Below are 17,312 nucleotides of genomic sequence, written 5' to 3' on the forward strand. Positions count from 1 at the left end.
CGGCCGGTCCCGCTGCCTGGCATGGGCCGGATGTGACCCCGCGTTGTAGTGTGCGGCACGACTCGGCGCCCGGACTACTCCCCGCGCTTGTCGAAGAAGTCGCGCGCCTCGTCGCTTCGCGGGCGGGACTGCGCAGCCCGGTCGTTACGGACGGCGGGTGCGGCGGAAGCGCCGTCGTCGTCAGCAACATCCGGCTCAAGCGCCGGCTCAGCAACATCCGGCTCGGCAACATCCGGCCCGACCACATCCGGCTCAGGCGCCGCAACGCTGCCGGGAGCCGCGAGTGCAAAGCCCCGGAAGACCAGTCCGGCCAGTGCCGCGCCGATCAGCGGAGCGACCCAGAAGAGCCACAGCTGGCCGAGTGAGTCCGGGCTGCTGAAGAGTGCCGAAGCCGTGGCGCGGGCCGGGTTGAAGGGGGTGTTACCGATCGTCTGCCCGAGCTGCAGCAGCACGGCCATGGTCAGGCCGACGGCGAACGGGGCCGCCGCCCTGGCGGGGTTCCGGGCTGAGGCCACGCCGAGGTAAACGGCCATCAGAAGCGCGGCGCCCAGGACCTCCACGAGGAGCACCCCTGCCAGCGGGGCCTGGATGATGGAGTTCTCGCCGAAGCCGGCCGTGACGGTGTCGAAGGCGGCCCGGGTGTCGCTGATTTTGGGGATGGTGCGCAGGATGCCAAAGAGTGTGACCGCGCCGAGCAGCGCGCCGGCAAGCTGGGCACCGAGGTAGGCCGCGGCGTCCGCCAGCCTGATGCGGCCGGCGATGGCGTTGCCCACCGTGACGGCGGGGTTAAAGTGCCCTCCGGAGAGGTAGCCGAACGCCAGCATGGCGGCCGTGAGAGCCAGTCCCCCGGCCAGGGAAGCGGGCAGCGGATTTGTCTGGGGAATGGTGAACACGGGCACGCCCAGGCCGATGACCACCACAAAAAGCGTCCCCATCGCCTCGGCGGACAGCCGGGCGGGGAGTCCGGCCCGCTGCGCCTCGTCGATGCTGGCGGGCGGGAGCGTGCCCGTCTCGGGGGCTGGCACAGGCGTAGTCATGGTATCGAAGTCCTTTTGCTGGGGGTATGCGGCTGCGGCGGGGATCAGGCAGACGGCTCTCCGGCCCGGCGGGCGCGATGACGCCGCCCGGCAGGCCGTCCGCGAGCAGTCTTCCAGCGGAATCTGGACGTTGGCTGGGTCCGAGCCTAACGGACGTTTTCGTTGGTTCGCCGGGTGGCTTGGCCCTGGGGCTGGGAGGGCACTGCTCAGGGACATGCCCCGCGCCGGAGCCAGCGGATGGACATAGCGTCACTATGCCCGGTCCCGGGCGCGAAGGATGGGCATGTCCCGCTGGACTGGACACCGGCCAAAGGAACATGCCCCGCGCCGGGGGCAGCGGGTGGACATAGCGCCACTATGCTCAGTTCCGGGTGCGAAGAATGAGCATGTCCCCCGCGGCGCGAAAAGGTCCAGGTTCCACGCCGCCGGACCAGCCCAACGCCGGACCGGACCAGCCCGATGCGACGGGCCGCGACGATCCTGCCCGGTTACTTCGGCGTCCGGCGCCACAAGCCCGCGGGAACCCGGGCCTTTCCCGGGCCGATAGCAGGTGTGGCGGCAGGTAACCGGGAAGGAGCGCCGCCAACGGCCACCTACGTCCGGCCAGATCAACGAAAATGCCCGCCGGACGCGGCGTACCCAGCGGATCTGCCCCGCTGGGCGGGACATGCCCCGCGCCCGGGCCGGCGGGTGGGCATAGTGTCATTGTGCCCAGTTTCCGGTGCGAAGAATGGGCATGTCCCGCTGGACTGAACACCGCCCCAAGGGACATGCCCCGCGCCCGGGCCGGCGGGTGGACATAGTCCCGTTATGCCCTGTCCCGGGTGCAAAGAATGGGCATGTCCCCCGGCGCGAAAAGATCCTGGCGCTGGCTGAACCCCCGACGAACTAAGGAAAATGCCCGCTAACGGCCCAGTGCCAGCGCGGCGACTGTGCTGCCGGCCAGCGCGACGACGGCAGCCGCCGCGCTGAGCAGCAGCGGGGCCGGCGCCGCGGTGTTGGAGCGCCGGAGCTGCCGGGAGCGCAGCTGCACACACATGAACAGGACGGCGGTGGCAGCCAGCGCCGTCCCGGCGGACAGCCCCAGGTAGTCGAAGCCGCTGCTGTCCGGCAGCCGGCCGCCGCTCTCCGGCCCCGGCCCGGACAGCGCCCAGCTGCGCCAGATGAACAGGTCAGCGACGACGAGGGACAGCAAGGTCCGACCCCAGGACAGGGTGGTGCGCTCGGGCTGCAGTCCGGGATCCCGGAACCCTGGCCCGGACGGTGGCAGGGTCACCGCGCCACGAGGATCAGAGCGGCGACAGTGAGGGCGGCCACCGCGATGCCTGCGGTCATGATCAGCATCACCCCGGAAAAGGGGAGTTCCTGGTTATTGCGCATGGCAGCTTCCATCCGTGTCCACCGCCTGTAGGACAGGGAAGCCAGCCCGGCTCCGAGGACCGCCAGCACCACGCACAAGGCGATCCGGACAGGGGCCGGAGCAATGTCCGGGGCCAGCTGGTCAATGGCGAGGGCTCCCGCGATCAGCGCCAGCGACGTCCTGATCCACGCCAGGAAGGTCCGCTCGTTGGCCAGGGAGAAGCGATAGTCAGGGGTGCTGCCGGTCTTCCGCCACGCTGGTTCCCGCATTCGTTTCCCTGCTGTTCCTGTGTTGGGTTCCCCTGGGGTCACCGTGCGCTTCGCTCCACCGCGCCGGCCGGCGTCGGACTGTCCTCAACAGAACCCTACCGGGCGGGTAAAATTGGAGGCCATGAGCAATGAGCCCTCCACCTCCTCCACCTCCCCCACCGCAGACGCCACCGCGTCCCCGTCCCACGAGTCCCGCATCCACGGCTGCCTGCTGGGCGGCGCCCTCGGTGATTCGCTGGGGTACGCCGTCGAATCCGACCACATCTCCACCATCCGGGCGAAGTTCGGCCCGGAAGGACTGCAGGACTTTTCGGCGCTCGACGGCGGCAGTCACTTCTCCGCCGACACCCAGCTCACGCTCTACACCGTGGACGGGTTGCTGGAGGCGCTCGAGTGGGCGAACTCGGGCGTGGGCGCGGACACGAATGCATGCCTGTGGCTCGCCTACCTGCGATGGCTCGGCACCCAGGGCGTCGCGGTTCCGGAGGCGGCACCGTTTCAGCCGTCCCGCTGGATCGATTCGCACGACGTCCTCAGGCACCGCCGCGCCGCCGGGAAGTCCTGCCTGAGCGGTCTGGCCACCGGCGAGATGGGAACGTTCTACCGGCCGGTCAACCCGGAGTCCAAGGGCTGCGGGACCGTGACGCGCTCGGCACCCTTTGGCCTGATCCCCTACATCGCCGCCGGTGCCGTCTACAAGCTCAGTGCCGACGCAGCCTCGCTGACCCACGGGCACCCCGCGGCCCGGCAGAGCGCCGGCGTGTTCAGCCTCGTCATCCACGCCCTGACGGCCGGACGGGGCCTGCGGGAAGCCGCCGAATTCGCGTTGGGACAACTCGGCGCGGGCCACCTGCGCAAGGGCGAAGTGCCGGATTCTGATCTCATCGCACGGCTCGAAACGGCGTTGCGCCTGGGCGGCGCCGGGGAGCCGCTGGATCCGGAGGAACTGGTCCGGGAGCTCGGAGCGGGCCGTGTGGCGGAGGAGGCACTCGCCGTCGCGCTCTACGCGGTACTCGTCACGGAACCGGATGCGACGGAACCGGACGCAACGGCGGCTGCCGGGCGGCCGGAGGCCCACTTCCGGGCGGCGATCACCCTCGCGGTAAACCACAGCGGTTCCACGGCATCGATGGCCGGGAACATCCTGGGCACGTTCTACGGCGAGTACTGCCTGCCGGCGGGGTGGCTCGACGCGCTGGAAGCCCCGGAGGTCATCCGGGGCATGGCATCGCGGCTGGCGGCCATTACCGGGGCCTGATTCCCTTGTGGTAGCCGGCGGCGGCTAAGCGCGCCGGAGCGCGATGTTGTTGCAGGCCTCACACACGTCCTCGGGGATGAATCCGCGGCGTTGCAGGATGCCGAAGACGGCGCAGCCGAGGCAGAAGCCGAGAACTGATTCGAGGGACGCGGCCACTATCAGGACCGCGAGCAGGATCCAGGCGGCCGGTGCGAGGCCGGCGGCCAGCAGGATGGCCGCTGCGGTGGACATGGCGGCACCGATTCCCTGGGCAAAGCGCTTCGGCGGTCCGGGAACCAGCCTCGTCTTCCCCAGCAGCGGCGTCAGCACCCTGACGGACAGCCGGGCCAGTGGCGAGATCCGCGGGCCGAACAGCAGCCGCAGCCAGAACCCGACGGCGATCACCGCCAGGCCCCAGCCGAAGCCGGTCAGCAGCGTCACGACGGACAGCAGCACCACGAGTCCCGCGGTGATGCGGGCCGCATACTCGTTCACCGGGTTGGGAAACGAAAAGACTTGTCCCCAGTCGATTCCGCCCGGCCGGGCGGGTGCGGGTACCTGAGTCGGTGCGGGTGCCTGGGCCGCGGCGGGTGACGACGTCAGTTTGCTCATCGTCCAAGGCTAGGAGTCGAACTGCCCCGGGCGACACGTTTGTTGCGCCGTATGACCTCGGAGGCGCCGTATGACCACGGACGCTCCGGACCCGCGGGAGCCTCAGGCGATCGCTGCGGTGGCCAGGTGGCCGCCCACCATCTGCAGGAATTCACCCTCCGAGAGGACCTCGATCCGCTGGCCCCGCTCGTGTAGGTCAAGGACGCGCCGGGCCTTGCCGGTGAGCCGTCCGGAGCGCAGGTCCGCCGCCACGAACCCGTCCCCCACCACCAGGACGGTGGTGCGGGCCGTAACCCGGCTTTCGGGCCTGGCCCCCAGTTCGGCGGAGCGGATTTTCGCCTCGGGCCGGGGAATCACCAGCTCCCCGGTAAACACCACGGTCTGGCCGAACAGCGGGTGTCCCGGTTCGGCCAGGGCATTCGGCAACGGATTGGCGCCCTCTTCCGGCCAGCCCGGCTGGAACGCGCGGACCGCGTCGGCAGTGTCCGCTCCCGCGGCAAGTGCCCCGATGGCCGACTGGCTGGGTTTGGACAAGGGATCACGCAGCGGATCGAAGGCAGCCTGCCGGGACACCGACAACCCCAGCGACAAATACAGTTCCGCGATGCTGCCGGCACCGTTGCGGGCGGCTATGTCGATCAGGATCCCGGCGCACGCCCGGGCGTCCTCCGCCGCGTCGTGGTGGTTCACCAGCGGCACACCGGCCTCTTCGGCCGCATACGGCAGGGAGTTGGACACGAGCGAGTAGCAGCGGCGCGACAGCATCACCGTGCAGACGTAGTCGTAGGCGGGGCCCGCCAGGCCTGAGACTTCCAGTCCGGAGCGGATCACACCGAGGTCGAAGGCGGCGTTGTGGGCCGCCAGCACATCGCCGCCGATGAAGGCGCCGATTTCCGGGAAGAGTTCACCGAAGCGCGGCAGGCCGGCCACCTGCTCCGGCCGGATGCCGTGGATCCGGACGTTGTGGTGGTCAAAGCGGTCGTGGTGTTCCGGCGGGCGCATCAGCCAGGAGGCTTCCCCGACGACGACACCGCCGCGGACTTTCGTCAGGCCAACAGCGCATGGTGAACCGCGGAAGCCGTTCGCGGTCTCAAAGTCGATCGCCGTAAAGTCCAAACCCACGCCTCCAACTTTACTGCCGAAAGTGGGCCCGGCCCGCCGCACGCGCCGCCGGGAGGCCCGACGTCGGGCGTCCAGTACCCTTAATGGGTGAACCTTTTAGCTATGAGTGACCTTGCCGTGTCCGCGATCGGAGGAGCGGGCCCGGTGCAGCCGCACCTTTCCTCGCTTCTGCCCGACTGGCTGAACCCCCAGGTCTTCCTGGCCGACCCGGCCCTTGCGCCCTGGGTGGTGTTGTTAGTCTGCGGCATCATCTTCGCCGAGACGGGCCTGCTGGTCGGATTCTTCCTGCCGGGTGACTCGATGCTGTTCACGGCCGGGCTCCTGGTGGCCACAGGCACCATCAAGTTCAACATCTGGGCCTTCGCGGCGCTGATCATCGTCGCCGCGATTGTGGGTAACCAGACCGGCTACCTGATCGGTTCCAAGGCCGGACCCGCCATCTTCAACAAGCCCAATTCCAAACTCTTCAAGCGCGAGAATGTGGAAAGCGCGCACGCTTTCTTCGAGAAGCACGGCGGCAAGGCCCTGATCCTGGCCCGCTTCGTCCCCATCATCAGGACCTTTGTCCCCGTGATTGTCGGCGTTGCGCAGATGAGCAAGCGCAAGTTCTTCCTGTTCAATGTCATCGGCGCCGTGCTCTGGGGCGGCGGCGTGACGCTGCTCGGCTACCTGCTGGGCGACACGGTCCCGTGGGTCCGCGAGAACCTGGATATCATCTTCGTCATCATCGTCCTGGTCTCCGTCATCCCGATCGGCATCGAGGTCATCCGCGGCTTCGTGGCCAAGAGCCAGTCCGAGAAGTACGGCACGGACATCTTCGAGGAGTTCATCGAGGAGCACGAGCCCGAGGAAGAACGCAAGACCCCCTAGCGGTCATTTTCGTTAGTTCGTCGGGGGTCAGACGGAGCCTGGACCTTTTCACGCCGCTGGACATGCCCATTCTTCGCACCCGGAACTGGACACAATGACACTATGTCCACCCGCTGGCCCCGGCGCGGGGCATGTCCCCTTGGGCCGGTGTCCCAGTCCAGCGGGACATGCCCATTTTTCGCACCCGGGACCGGACACAATGACACTATGTCCACCCGCTGGCCCCGGCGCGGGGCATGTCCCCTTGGGCCGGCCACCGCGTCCAGACCCCCGACGAACTAACGCAAGACCCCCTAGCCAACACCAGGGCGGAACTACTTCGCGGCCAGGGCCGCCACAATGGCCGGAAGCAGCGCCCGGAGCGCCTGGCCGCGGTGGCTGATGGCGTTCTTCTCCGCCGGGCTGAGCTCGGCGCAACTGCGGTCCAGTCCGCTGGGCTGAAGCACCGGGTCGTAGCCGAAGCCGCCCGCGCCGCGGGGTTCGCGCAGCAGGGTGCCTTCCAGCTGCCCGTACTCGACGATTTCCCGGACCTCCTCCGGCGATGACCCGGGAACGGCGAGCGCCGCGGCGCAGACAAACGCCGCGCCGCGGTACTCGTCGGGCACATCGGCCAGCTGGTCCAGCAGCAACTGCAGGTTCGCGGCGTCGTCCCCGTGCCGTCCTGCCCAGCGGGCCGAGAAGATCCCCGGTGCGCCGCCGAGCACATCCACTGCCAGCCCGGAGTCGTCGGCGATCGCCACGAGTCCGGTGGCCCGGGCCACGGCGCGTGCCTTCAGCAGCGAATTTTCGGCAAACGTCACGCCGGTCTCGGCGACGTCGGGCGCGCCGACGGCGCCGGCGTCCACCACCTGCGTGTCGACGTCGAGACCGGGCACCTGTCCGCGGAGCAATTCGCGGAGCTCCCTGAGTTTGCCCTTGTTGTGCGTGGCGAGGACCAGAACGGGCGCGGCAGCACGGTGCTGTGCCGGACCCGCTGTCACGGGGCTTCCGCCAGGGTTTCGCGCTGGATAGCGGCGAGCTGCCCCGTGCCCAGCAGGGCGAGGTCCAGCAGCTTGTTGAGCTCGTCGCGGTCGAACGGGGCGCCTTCGGCGGTGCCCTGGACCTCGACGAACTTGCCGGAGCCGGTGACCACGACGTTCATGTCGGTCTCGGCGCGCACGTCCTCAACGTAGGGCAGGTCCAGCATCGGAATGCCGTCGATGATGCCGACGGACACGGCGGCGATGGTGTCGATCAGGGGCTTGGCGTTGCGGGCGAGCATCTTGTTCTCCTGGGCGAAGCGGATGGCCTCGGCCAGTGCCACGTAGGCGCCGGTGACAGCGGCGGTGCGGGTTCCGCCGTCGGCCTGCAGGACATCGCAGTCCAGCACGATAGTGATCTCGCCCAGGGCCTTCGTGTCGATGATGGAGCGCAGCGAGCGGCCGATCAGCCGGGAGATCTCGTGCGTGCGGCCGCCGATCTTGCCCTTGACGGACTCGCGGTCGGAGCGGGTGTTGGTGGCTCGCGGGAGCATGGCGTATTCGGCGGTGACCCAGCCGCGGCCCTCCCCCTTAAGCCAGCGCGGGACACCCTGGGTAAGGGACGCCGTGCACAGCACCCGGGTGTTGCCGAACTCGATCAGGGCCGATCCTTCAGCCTGCTTGGACCAGCCGCGGGTGATGCTGATGGGCCGGAGCTGGTCCGGGGTGCGGCCATCGGCACGGATGATGGGGGCAGTGAGTGCTTCGGAAGTCATACCTCTAGCTTATCGACTCGGGGCACGGGCTCAGATCGTGTAGTGCACACCTGCCACGGCCACGGCGACGTCGCGGCTGAAAACCTGCTTCGCTTCGGCCATCACGGTGGTCGGCGAGGTCCAGACCGGGATGTGGGTCAGCAGGAGCCGCCGCGCGCCGGCGGCTTCGGCGGCTTCGCCGGCCCGTTTGCCGGTCAGGTGCACGTCTTTGATGGCATCGTCGCGGCCCTCCTCGAACGCCGCCTCGCAAAGGAACAGGTCAGCGCCGCGGGCGGCGTCTTCGAGGCCGCGGCAGGAGTCCGTGTCCCCTGAATAGCTCAGGACGCGGGTGACGGGGGTGCCGTCCTTGCCGGGCTCGGTGACGTCCACGCGCAGCGCATAGGCCTCCTCCACCGGGTGGTTCACGGCGTACGGGGTCACAGTGAAAGGACCCACGGCCACGGGCTTCCGTTCCGCCCAGTTGCTGAAGTCGAACTCCTGGTGCATGCCCGGGTCCAGTTCCAGCCCGTAGGCGGTGGCCATCCGGTCCGCGGTGGCCGCCGGTCCCCAGACCGGAATCCGGCCCCCGCCCCAGCCGCCCGGCTTCCAGCGCACCGCCACATGGAGCCCGCACAGATCCATACAGTGGTCCGGGTGCAGGTGGCTCAGGAAGATACCGTCGATATCCTCGAGGTCCGTGTAGCGCTGGATCGCGCCGAGCGCCCCGCTGCCGAGGTCCAGGACGATCTTCCAGTTCCGCTCGCCGTCATTGGCGGTCAACAGATAGCACGACGCCGGCGAGCCGGGGCCGGGAAAAGACCCGGTACAGCCCACGATGGTCAGCTTCACAGGCCATTCTCCCGCAGGGAGGCGGCGAGCGAGGCAGCGAGGGAAGACGGCGCCACGAAATTGGAAATCCGCGGCCGGCCGGCACCGGCCTGCGCGGCGGCGAGCATTTCGGGGGTGATCCTGGCCAGGCTGCCGGTGGGGTACTGGGCGGCCACATGATCCACGTGGCGGACGCTGAGGACCTCGGGGCCGAGGAAGCGGCGGGCGAGGTGCTCGAACTGGGCCGCGTCGCCGGTGGCGATGAAGTTGTGCGCCGGGGCTGTGGCGTCCGTCCGCTCCAGACCCCGGGAGGCCAGCGCACGGTAAACATCTTTGGCCGTCTCCTCGGCGCTGGAGACCAGGGTGACGTCCTCCCCCAGGACGAACGAGATGACGCCCGTGAGCAGCGGGTAGTGCGTGCAGCCCAGCACCACGGTGTCCACACCGGCGTACCTGAGGGGTTCCAGGTAGTCGCGGGCTACCGCGAGCAGTTCCGGTCCGGTGGTGATTCCGGCTTCGACGTAGGAGACAAACGCGGGGCAGGCCACGGAGGTGATCTGCAGGTCCGGGGCGGCCGCAAAGGTGTCTTCGTAGGCGCGCGAGCCGACGGTGGCAGAGGTGCCGATCACGCCCACCCGGCCGCTGCGGGTGGCGGCGACGGCACGCCGGACTGCCGGCTGGATGACCTCGATCACGGGGATCCCGTAGCGGGCGGTGTAGCGTTCCCGGGCGTCGCGCAGCACGGCGGCGGAGGCCGAGTTGCAGGCGATGGTCAGCAGCTTGACGCCGGAATCCACCAGCTCGTCCATCACGCCCAGGGCGTTGGCCCGGACTTCGGCGATGGGGAGCGGGCCGTAGGGGCCGTGGGCGGTGTCGCCGACGTACAGGATGGATTCGTTGGGCAGCTGGTCGATGATGGACCGGGCCACGGTGAGCCCGCCGACACCCGAATCGAAGACACCGATAGGCCGCGATCCCATCAGGCTGGCGGTCCGGCTGCTGGCGGTGCTGCCCGCTGGGGAGTCCGCAACAGCTTCCGCTGCCGGATCGATGTTCGAGGCTGTTGTCATGATTATTCGAGGATAGGGCTTAGCCATGGGTGCGGGCAGCACATTGTGGTGTCCGACTCATGTCTAATTTGTCACACACGGCGCGCGGGAGCGCGGGCTCAGCTGCGTGGTTCGAGAGAGGCCAGCATGGCCTGGACCAGGGATTCCTGGAGCCAGGTGGTGAAGTTGTAGACGAGGGCGAGGTAGCTTTCGACGTCCTCGGCCTGGGACCAGTCCTGCATGAGGTGGACATGCTCGGCGTCCGCATCATCGCGGATATCGAGGCGTTCGGCGAGCACCAGGCGCACATCGTTCAGGGCAGTGGACCAGTGCCGGGCATCGGCGGGGGTGAGAACCAGTTCTTCCTTGTCCAGCCCAAGCGAGGCGGCCTTCAGTGCGCCGATCTTGTTTTCCCGTAGCGAGCGTTCCGTGTACCGGCGGAACTCCAGCGAGGCTTCGCCGTCGTTCTTCATCACATTCGGCAGCAGCCGCCGCAGGGCGCGGTCCGTTGGTTCGCGCGCCTCAGGATCGAGTCCGACGAGTGCGGCGAGGGGGTCCTGGTTGGCCCGCTCCTCCGGCTCCAGCATCGAGATGACGTCATCAAAGAGGCTGCGCAGCAGTTCCCGTTCGGCGGACTCCAGGTAGCCGGTGACACCCTTGAGCCCGTATTTAAATGCCTTAGCCACGTTTTCCTTTGCCCTTGCCTGTTCCTCCGCCTGACCCGGCACCGCCGGAGCCGCCGGTCGCCTTCTCCACGGTGGCCCAGAGGCCATAGCCGTGCATCGCGACGGCGTGCTGCTCCACCTGCTCTTTGCTGCCGTGCGCCACGATGGAGCGGCCCTTCTTGTGGACCTCCAGCATGAGCTTGGTGGCCTTCGCCTCCGGATAGCCGAAATAGCTGCGGAACACGTAGCTCACATAGCTCATCAAGTTCACCGGATCATTCCAGATCACGAGGTTCCAGGGAATGTCCGGGGCGGTCAGGACGTCGGTGGACGCCGCTGTTCCGGTTTGGGTGCCGGCCTGGGTGTCCGGGCCGAGCGCAACGCTGAGGGTCATCTGTCCATTCTATGGGGAGGCTGGGCCCACGCCGGCGAGGGCCCCACGGCGAAGCGAAGCGAGACGAGGGAGCCGGTGGGTGGGCCCACGCCGGCGAGGGCCCCACGGCGAAGCGAAGCGAGACGAGGGAGCCGGTGGGTGGGCCCACGCCGGCGAGGGCCCCACGGCGAAGCGAAGCGAGACGAGGGAGCCGGTGGGGACTAGAGTGAATTTGTGAGTACCCCAGCTGGCCCGGACCGTCCCCGTACGTCCCTGTACACCGATCACTACGAGCTGACCATGCTGCAGGCCGCGCTGCATTCCGGCGCCGCCCACCGCAAGTCGGTGTTCGAGGCCTTTGCCAGGCGCCTGCCGGACGGCCGCCGCTACGGGATCGTGGCCGGCACCGGCCGCCTGCTGGAAGGCATCGCGGACTTCCGCTTCGGCGCCGCCGAGATCGACTTTCTCCGCCGCTCGAAGGTGGTCAACGAGGAGACGCTCGAGTACCTGGCCGGCTTCTCCTTCTCGGGCGATATCTGGGGCTATCCGGAGGGTGAGGCGTATTTCCCGAACTCACCCATCCTCATTGTCGAATCAACGTTCGCCGAAGCCTGCATCCTCGAGACCTACATCCTGTCGATCCTCAACCACGACAGCGCCATCGCCTCGGCGGCCTCGCGCATGATCACCGCGGCCGGCGGCCGGCCGTGTGTGGAAATGGGCTCCCGCCGCACACACGAGGAGTCCGCCGTCTCGGCCGCCCGTGCCGCCATCATTGCCGGCTTCGACAGCACCTCCAACCTGCAGGCAGGCCTGCGCTACGGGCTCAAGACCGTGGGCACCGCCGCCCACTCCTTCACCCTGCTGCACGATACCGAGCGCGAGGCCTTTGCGGCCCAGATTGCCTCGATGGGTGCCGGCACCGCGCTGCTGGTGGACACGTACGACGTCGAGGCGGCGGTCCGGACCGCCGTCGAACTGGCCGGCGACAAGCTGGGCGCGGTGCGACTGGACTCCGGGGACCTCGTGGCGCAGGCGCAGTGGGTCCGCCAGCTCCTGGACAATCTGGGCAATGAACGCACCCGGATTATCGTCACTTCAGATCTGGACGAGTTCGCCATCGCGGCCCTGCAGTCCGCTCCGGTGGACTCCTACGGCGTCGGCACCTCCCTCGTGACAGGCTCCGGCGCGCCGACGGCGAGCATGGTCTACAAGCTGGTCAGCCGCACGGACGATGACGGCGAGTTCGTCCCCGTGGCCAAGGCCGCGAAGAACAAGACGAGCAAGGGCGGGCGCAAGTACGCGCTGCGCAAGCTCAACGAACGCGGCACCGCCACCCAGGAGATCGTGGGGATCGGCCACCGCCCTGAGGACGATGGCAACGACCGCCCGCTGCTGCAGCAGTTCTTCAAGAATGGCGAGCTCTTGCCCGGCTGGACCGGAGCGGACGGCGTCGTGCGCGCCCGCAGTCGCCATGCCGACACGATGAAAGAGCTTCCTGCCGTGGTCAACCGGCTGCAGCGCGGCGAAGCCGCCATCCCAACCATCTACGAGGAGAACTGATGTCCCGCGCCCTGATCATCGTCGACGTCCAGAACGATTTCTGCGAAGGAGGCTCGGTGCCCGTCGAGGGCGGGGCGGACCTCGCCGGCGCAATCAGCGAATACGTCGACGCGCACCACGGCCAGTTCGACCACATCGTGGCCACCCAGGACTGGCATGTCGATCCGGGTGCGCACTTCTCGGAGACACCGAATTTCGTCGACAGCTGGCCGAAGCACTGCGTCGCCGGTACCCGCGGCGCCGAGCTGCACCCCGACCTAGACGCGGAATATATCCAGGCCTACTTCCGCAAGGGCCGGTTCACGGCCGCCTACTCGGGCTTTGAGGGCCTGCTCGCCCCTGACGACGCCGTCCCCACCGGCGACCGGAAGCCCGGCGCCATGCCGGTCACCGGTATTCCGTCCGGCAGCGCCGGCCCCGTTCACGCGGACGCCGAAGGCTTCGCCGGCGCTGGTTTCGCCGGAAGTGACTTCGCCGGTGGCGAGGACACAATCGGGCTCGACGACTGGCTGCAGAGCCACGACGTCGAGGACGTGGTGGTGGTCGGGATCGCTACCGACCACTGTGTCAAAGCCACGGCGCTCGACGGCGTCCAGGCCGGCTACTCCGTCACGGTGCTGCGCGCCTTGACCGCGGGGGTCGCCGAGGACCTCGAAGATGCCGTCGCCGAGATGGAACTCGGCGGCGTCGACATCGCCTAGCCGTTTGCACGTGCCGCCGGCTGCGGGCTGCCGGCTCGTGACGGCGTCCGGCCGTGCTGCTTGACCGGAAAACAGCGCCCTCACAGTAGACTCGAAATCCCTGCCAGATCGTCTGACCGTAGAACCCCGGAGTGCACCATGAAGAAAACCCTCACCGTCCTGATTGTTGCCGGGGCGCTGCTCGGCGCCGCCGGCTGCTCTGCCGCCGCCCCGCAACTGAGCAACGAGGAAACCTGCACCCGGATCCAGGGCGTCGGCGCAGGCCCGACGTCCGCCGCGGATAAGACAGGGATGATCCGTCTGGCCAACCGGCTGCGGCCCGTCGAGGTGACGTCCTCCGATGAGCTGAAGGCTCCGCTGCGCGACATCATTGAATTCCTGGACGAGTCGGCAAAGGCAAACCCGGACGCAGCGAAGCTTGAGGAGCTCCAGCCCAAGTACGCTGCTGCAGGCCAGGCCCTCGGCGCCGCCTGCGGCGGCGGCGGCACCGGCGGACAGTAACACCCGCGCTGGGGCATACAAAGGCGCTGCGGTAAACAGGCTGCGGTAAACAGAAGGGACCAGGCTCGCCTGGTCCCTTCTTGTATGCCCTCAACTTCTTTCTGCCCGCAGCGGGCCGCCGCAGCACGCTACTTGCGGCCGATGAACCAGTCCTGCAGCTTCCGCAGCCGGGTCTGCAGTTGCTCCTCGTCGGCCTGCGCCACGGGCGGGCCGCCGCAGACAGTCCTGAGTTTGGTGTGCACAACGCCGTGCGGCGTGCCCGTCCGCGCGGACCACGCCGCCACGTTCTTGGCCAGTTCGGTGCGCAGGTCCATCAGCATGCGGTGGTCCGGCACGGCCGGGGCGGCCGCGCCGGCCGGCGGGCCCCCGGCCTGCGGGGCCCGGGCGTTCTTACGGTTCAGCTGTTCGTGCTGGCGCTGGCGCAGCAGCGTGCCGACCTGTTCGGCGTCGAGCAGACCGGGAATCCCGAGAAAGTCGAGTTCGTCCTCCGAGCCCACCTCGCCGCCGGTGCCGAACTCGCCGCCGTCGAACAGGACCCGGTCAAAGGACGCCTGCGAATCAAGCGCCTCGAACTTGCCCTTGGTGAGCGAATCCGACGCCGTTTCCTCGCGGTTCGCCTCGTCCATGAGCGAGTCCTCGGGATTGAAAAGACCGTCGCCGTCTTCCTTCTCCGGACGGTCCAGGGCATGGTCGCGCTCTGCCTCCATGGAGTTCGCCAGCGCCATCAGGGTGGGAACGGAGGGCAGGAAGACCGACGCCGTCTCGCCGCGCTTGCGGGCGCGTACAAAGCGTCCCACCGCCTGGGCAAAGAACAGCGGCGTGGAGATGGACGTCGCGTAGACGCCGACGGACAGCCGCGGGACGTCCACGCCTTCGGACACCATGCGCACGGCCACCATCCAGCGCTTCTCGCTGGCGGTGAACTCCTCAATCTTGCTGGAGGCCTTGGCGTCGTCGGACAAAATGACAGTTGGTGATTCACCGGTGATCTTTTTCAGTTGCCCGGCGTAGGCCCGCGCGTCCTCGTGGTCGGTAGCGATGACCAGGCCGCCGGCATCGGGGACGGTGCGGCGGACCTCACTGAGGCGCTTGTCTGCCCCGGCGAGGACGGCCGGGATCCATTCACCTGCCGGGTTCAGTGCGGTGCGCCACGCTTGGGCGGTGATGTCCTTGGTGACCGCGGATTCGCCGAGCGAGGCTGCCATTTCCTCGCCGCCGCTGGTGCGCCAGCGCATCTGCCCGGAGTACGCCATGAACATGACCGGGCGGACAACGTGGTCGCGCAGCGCATTGCCGTAGCCGTAGGTGTAGTCGGCCCTGGAACGCCGGATGCCGTCGCGGTCCTCGGCGTATTCCACAAACGGGATGGGCGACGTGTCGGAGCGGAACGGCGTACCGGTCAGGGAGAGCCGGCGGGATGCGGGCTCGAAGGCCTCGCGCAGACCGTCACCCCAGGACAGGGCCTCGCCGCCGTGGTGGATCTCGTCCAGGATGACCAGCGTGCGCGCGGCCTCGGTTTTGGCGCGGTGCAGCATTGGTTTGCTGGCCACCTGCGCGTATGTGACCGCGACGCCGACGAACCCGCGGCCGTGCTGGCCGTCGGCGTTCTTGAAGTTCGGATCGATGGCGATGCCCACCTTGGCGGCGGCATCGGCCCACTGCCGCTTGAGGTGGTCGGTGGGCGCCACAATGGTGACCCGGTTGACGGCACCGGCGTCGATCAGCATGGAGGCAACGCGCAGGGCGAAGGTGGTCTTACCGGCGCCCGGCGTTGCCACCGCAAGGAAGTCCTTGGGCTGGGTGCTGAAATAGCTGTCGAGGGCTTCCTGCTGCCAGGCCCGGAGCTTCGGCGCGGTGCCCCAGGCAGCCCGCTCGGGATACGCGGGAGGCAGCACTGGTCCGCCAAAAAGTGTCTCTGTCACTCAGGTGCCTTCCATTCCGCGTACCGCTGCTGCTGCCGGAGAAACCCAACTAAGCACAAAAACACCAATCTTTTTCGGATGAACCGTTGCCAAACGCCGGTCAGCACGGACCCGACCACAGTCAGCGGGGTCGGGGACACCCACACGCGCCAGGCAGACCACATTGCAGGCGCACGCGGAGCGTGGGCAGTGTTCCCGCGGACCGGACGCCCGGACGCAGCAGATGGCCGGGTCGCGTGAACGCTATTTGTCGCCCGAGCCCTTGCCGCCGCCATCTTTGCCGCCGCCATCTTTGCCCGGGCGGAGGCCGTCGTACACGTCTTTACATTCGGGGCAGACGGGGAACTTCTTAGGATCGCGTCCGGGCGTCCAGACCTTGCCGCAGAGGGCAATGACAGGCTCACCGGACAGCGCTGATTCCATGATCTTTTCCTTGCGCACATAATGCGAGAAGCGCTCCCGGTCACCGGGTTCCACTTCCTGGCGCAGTTCCTCGCGCTCGATCGTGGCCGTCGACGTCCCGGCTCCGGAGAGCTCGCGCATCGGGTCGTTTTCGAGGGGTTCGGTCATGCTGTTCATGAGACCCATCTTAGCCGCTGGAACAGACAGAAAGGCGACGTGATGCTGACGGGACCGCCACGGCGGCCACTTACAGCCCCTGCCACGATGGCTTGTTGTCATAGCTGTGGCGGTAGTAATCGGCGAGCCGCAGCGAGGACGCCGCCGCCTCATCCACCAGGATCGTGGCGTGCGGATGTAACTGCAGTACCGAGGCCGGACATATCGCGGCGACGGGCCCTTCCACAAGGTCGCGCACGCTCTGGGCCTTCTGTGCGCCGGTGGCAATGAGGATCACATGCCGGGCTTCCAGGATGGTTCCGAGCCCCTGCGTGAGGACGTGGTGCGGGACCTCGGCCAGGCTGCCGAAGAACCGTGCATTGTCCCGGCGTGTCTGCTCGATCAGGGTCTTGATCCGGGTCCGCGATGCCAGCGACGAGGCAGGCTCGTTGAAGCCGATGTGTCCGTCCGTACCCACGCCGAGGAGCTGCAGATCCACACCCCCGGCGTCGCGGATGGCATCCTCATAGGCCCGGCATGACCCGGGGATGTCCTCGGCCGCGCCGTCGGGGCTGTGCACATTGGCCGGGCTGATGTTAACCCGTTCGGTAAACTCGCGCCGGATTACCTCGCGGTAGGATTCCGGGTGGCCGGGTGGCAGCCCCACGTACTCGTCCAGGGCGAAGCCGCGGGCCTGGCTGAAGTCCAGGCCGTCCCGCTCGTGCCGCAGTGCCAGTTCGTTGTAGACCGGCAAAGGCGACGAACCGGTGGCGAGACCCAGGACGGCCCCGGGCTTGCGCCTGAGCAGCGCCTCGATTGCGTCCGCCGCGAGCGAGGCGATCGGCCTGCTGCCGGAGAGAATGATGACTTCCATGGCCCTGCCTTTGCAATTGTGCGTTACCGGCAGGCTATCCCAGTCCCGGCCGCGGTG

At 68.2% G+C, this 17,312-nt stretch carries 19 protein-coding genes; 5 read left to right on the forward strand and 14 right to left on the reverse strand.

The features are described from left to right. Positions 1-74: 74 nt before the first annotated feature. From AC50X6_RS03865 to AC50X6_RS03875, 3 genes are all read right to left on the reverse strand, one after another. A complete protein-coding gene (locus AC50X6_RS03865) occupies positions 75-1,037 on the reverse strand; it encodes an MIP/aquaporin family protein (protein ID WP_494964959.1) in 963 nt (320 codons plus the stop codon). Between the two features lie 904 nt (positions 1,038-1,941). Continuing rightward, the gene (locus AC50X6_RS03870) at positions 1,942-2,313 is read right to left on the reverse strand and encodes a DUF202 domain-containing protein (protein ID WP_494964960.1); all 372 of its coding nucleotides are present in this window, start codon (positions 2,311-2,313) and stop codon (positions 1,942-1,944) included. After that, positions 2,310-2,666 (reverse strand): YidH family protein, encoded by a 357-nt coding sequence (locus AC50X6_RS03875; protein ID WP_494964961.1) that lies wholly within the window; start codon positions 2,664-2,666, stop codon positions 2,310-2,312. Before AC50X6_RS03875 ends, AC50X6_RS03870 begins: the two co-directional genes overlap by 4 nt. Positions 2,667-2,787: 121 nt before the next feature. Between AC50X6_RS03875 and AC50X6_RS03880 the strand changes: the two genes are divergently transcribed. Further along, a complete protein-coding gene (locus AC50X6_RS03880) occupies positions 2,788-3,924 on the forward strand; it encodes an ADP-ribosylglycohydrolase family protein (RefSeq protein ID WP_494964962.1) in 1,137 nt (378 codons plus the stop codon). Between the two features lie 24 nt (positions 3,925-3,948). Here AC50X6_RS03880 and AC50X6_RS03885 read toward each other — a convergent pair whose 3' ends face one another. Together AC50X6_RS03885 and AC50X6_RS03890 are read right to left on the reverse strand one after the other, a co-directional pair. Further along, positions 3,949-4,515, reverse strand: coding sequence for a DUF4395 domain-containing protein (locus tag AC50X6_RS03885; RefSeq protein WP_494964963.1), 567 nt, complete (start codon positions 4,513-4,515; stop codon positions 3,949-3,951). Between the two features lie 102 nt (positions 4,516-4,617). After that, entirely contained in the window at positions 4,618-5,637 is a 1,020-nt protein-coding gene (locus AC50X6_RS03890) for a 3'-5' exonuclease (protein ID WP_494964964.1), read from the reverse strand. Positions 5,638-5,739: 102 nt separating this feature from the next. On the opposite strand from AC50X6_RS03890, the gene AC50X6_RS03895 reads away from it, so the two are divergent. Continuing rightward, on the forward strand, positions 5,740-6,507 hold the full coding sequence (locus AC50X6_RS03895) for a VTT domain-containing protein (RefSeq protein ID WP_494964965.1): 768 nt from the start codon (positions 5,740-5,742) through the stop codon (positions 6,505-6,507). 314 nt (positions 6,508-6,821) lie between these two features. Here the strand turns inward: AC50X6_RS03895 and rdgB are convergent, their stop codons facing one another. From rdgB to clpS, 6 genes are all read right to left on the reverse strand, one after another. After that, on the reverse strand, positions 6,822-7,487 hold the full coding sequence (rdgB, locus tag AC50X6_RS03900; protein ID WP_494964966.1) for an RdgB/HAM1 family non-canonical purine NTP pyrophosphatase: 666 nt from the start codon (positions 7,485-7,487) through the stop codon (positions 6,822-6,824). Further along, a complete protein-coding gene (rph, locus tag AC50X6_RS03905; RefSeq protein WP_326965593.1) occupies positions 7,484-8,242 on the reverse strand; it encodes a ribonuclease PH in 759 nt (252 codons plus the stop codon). The genes rdgB and rph overlap by 4 nt, the downstream gene beginning before the upstream one ends. A 30-nt stretch (positions 8,243-8,272) precedes the next feature. After that, complete coding sequence (locus AC50X6_RS03910) at positions 8,273-9,070, reverse strand: MBL fold metallo-hydrolase (RefSeq protein ID WP_494964967.1); 798 nt, start codon at positions 9,068-9,070, stop codon at positions 8,273-8,275. Further along, a complete protein-coding gene (gene murI / locus AC50X6_RS03915) occupies positions 9,067-10,119 on the reverse strand; it encodes a glutamate racemase (protein WP_494964968.1) in 1,053 nt (350 codons plus the stop codon). The genes AC50X6_RS03910 and murI overlap by 4 nt, the downstream gene beginning before the upstream one ends. A 98-nt stretch (positions 10,120-10,217) precedes the next feature. Then, entirely contained in the window at positions 10,218-10,784 is a 567-nt protein-coding gene (locus AC50X6_RS03920) for a DUF2017 domain-containing protein (RefSeq protein WP_494964969.1), read from the reverse strand. Continuing rightward, positions 10,777-11,157: an ATP-dependent Clp protease adapter ClpS gene (gene clpS / locus AC50X6_RS03925; RefSeq protein ID WP_494964970.1), complete on the reverse strand. Its 381-nt coding sequence runs from the start codon at positions 11,155-11,157 to the stop codon at positions 10,777-10,779. The genes AC50X6_RS03920 and clpS overlap by 8 nt, the downstream gene beginning before the upstream one ends. A 213-nt stretch (positions 11,158-11,370) precedes the next feature. On the opposite strand from clpS, the gene AC50X6_RS03930 reads away from it, so the two are divergent. From AC50X6_RS03930 to AC50X6_RS03940, 3 genes are all read left to right on the forward strand, one after another. Further along, entirely contained in the window at positions 11,371-12,699 is a 1,329-nt protein-coding gene (locus tag AC50X6_RS03930) for a nicotinate phosphoribosyltransferase (protein WP_494964971.1), read from the forward strand. Then, positions 12,699-13,400 carry an isochorismatase family protein gene (locus AC50X6_RS03935; protein WP_494964972.1) on the forward strand — a complete coding sequence of 234 codons (702 nt, stop codon included), beginning with the start codon at positions 12,699-12,701 and terminating at the stop codon, positions 13,398-13,400. Before AC50X6_RS03930 ends, AC50X6_RS03935 begins: the two co-directional genes overlap by 1 nt. Before the next feature lie 138 nt (positions 13,401-13,538). Continuing rightward, positions 13,539-13,901, forward strand: coding sequence for a hypothetical protein (locus AC50X6_RS03940; protein WP_494964973.1), 363 nt, complete (start codon positions 13,539-13,541; stop codon positions 13,899-13,901). Between the two features lie 128 nt (positions 13,902-14,029). On the opposite strand, the gene AC50X6_RS03945 is transcribed toward AC50X6_RS03940, so the two are convergent. From AC50X6_RS03945 to nagB, 3 genes are all read right to left on the reverse strand, one after another. Beyond that, a complete protein-coding gene (locus tag AC50X6_RS03945) occupies positions 14,030-15,823 on the reverse strand; it encodes a DEAD/DEAH box helicase (RefSeq protein ID WP_494964974.1) in 1,794 nt (597 codons plus the stop codon). Between the two features lie 243 nt (positions 15,824-16,066). Then, entirely contained in the window at positions 16,067-16,393 is a 327-nt protein-coding gene (locus tag AC50X6_RS03950; protein ID WP_442784754.1) for a DUF3039 domain-containing protein, read from the reverse strand. A 79-nt stretch (positions 16,394-16,472) separates the two neighbouring features. Then, positions 16,473-17,255, reverse strand: coding sequence for a glucosamine-6-phosphate deaminase (gene nagB, locus AC50X6_RS03955; protein ID WP_494964975.1), 783 nt, complete (start codon positions 17,253-17,255; stop codon positions 16,473-16,475). Positions 17,256-17,312: the final 57 nt, after the last annotated feature.

This window comes from Pseudarthrobacter sp. HLT1-7 (genome assembly GCF_059383435.1).

What these genes read in the sequence shown, in the direction of transcription:
- AC50X6_RS03885 (WP_494964963.1), bottom strand. Translation starts at nt 4,515, where the DNA reads ATGAGCAAACTGACGTCGTCACCCGCCGCGGCCCAGGCACCCGCACCG.
- rph (WP_326965593.1), bottom strand. Translation starts at nt 8,242, where the DNA reads ATGACTTCCGAAGCACTCACTGCCCCCATCATCCGTGCCGATGGCCGC.
- AC50X6_RS03950 (WP_442784754.1), bottom strand. Translation starts at nt 16,393, where the DNA reads ATGACCGAACCCCTCGAAAACGACCCGATGCGCGAGCTCTCCGGAGCC.
- AC50X6_RS03935 (WP_494964972.1), top strand. Translation starts at nt 12,699, where the DNA reads ATGTCCCGCGCCCTGATCATCGTCGACGTCCAGAACGATTTCTGCGAA.
- nagB (WP_494964975.1), bottom strand. Translation starts at nt 17,255, where the DNA reads ATGGAAGTCATCATTCTCTCCGGCAGCAGGCCGATCGCCTCGCTCGCG.
- AC50X6_RS03875 (WP_494964961.1), bottom strand. Translation starts at nt 2,666, where the DNA reads ATGCGGGAACCAGCGTGGCGGAAGACCGGCAGCACCCCTGACTATCGC.
- AC50X6_RS03940 (WP_494964973.1), top strand. Translation starts at nt 13,539, where the DNA reads ATGAAGAAAACCCTCACCGTCCTGATTGTTGCCGGGGCGCTGCTCGGC.
- AC50X6_RS03880 (WP_494964962.1), top strand. Translation starts at nt 2,788, where the DNA reads ATGAGCAATGAGCCCTCCACCTCCTCCACCTCCCCCACCGCAGACGCC.
- murI (WP_494964968.1), bottom strand. Translation starts at nt 10,119, where the DNA reads ATGACAACAGCCTCGAACATCGATCCGGCAGCGGAAGCTGTTGCGGAC.
- clpS (WP_494964970.1), bottom strand. Translation starts at nt 11,157, where the DNA reads ATGACCCTCAGCGTTGCGCTCGGCCCGGACACCCAGGCCGGCACCCAA.
- AC50X6_RS03895 (WP_494964965.1), top strand. Translation starts at nt 5,740, where the DNA reads ATGAGTGACCTTGCCGTGTCCGCGATCGGAGGAGCGGGCCCGGTGCAG.
- AC50X6_RS03865 (WP_494964959.1), bottom strand. Translation starts at nt 1,037, where the DNA reads ATGACTACGCCTGTGCCAGCCCCCGAGACGGGCACGCTCCCGCCCGCC.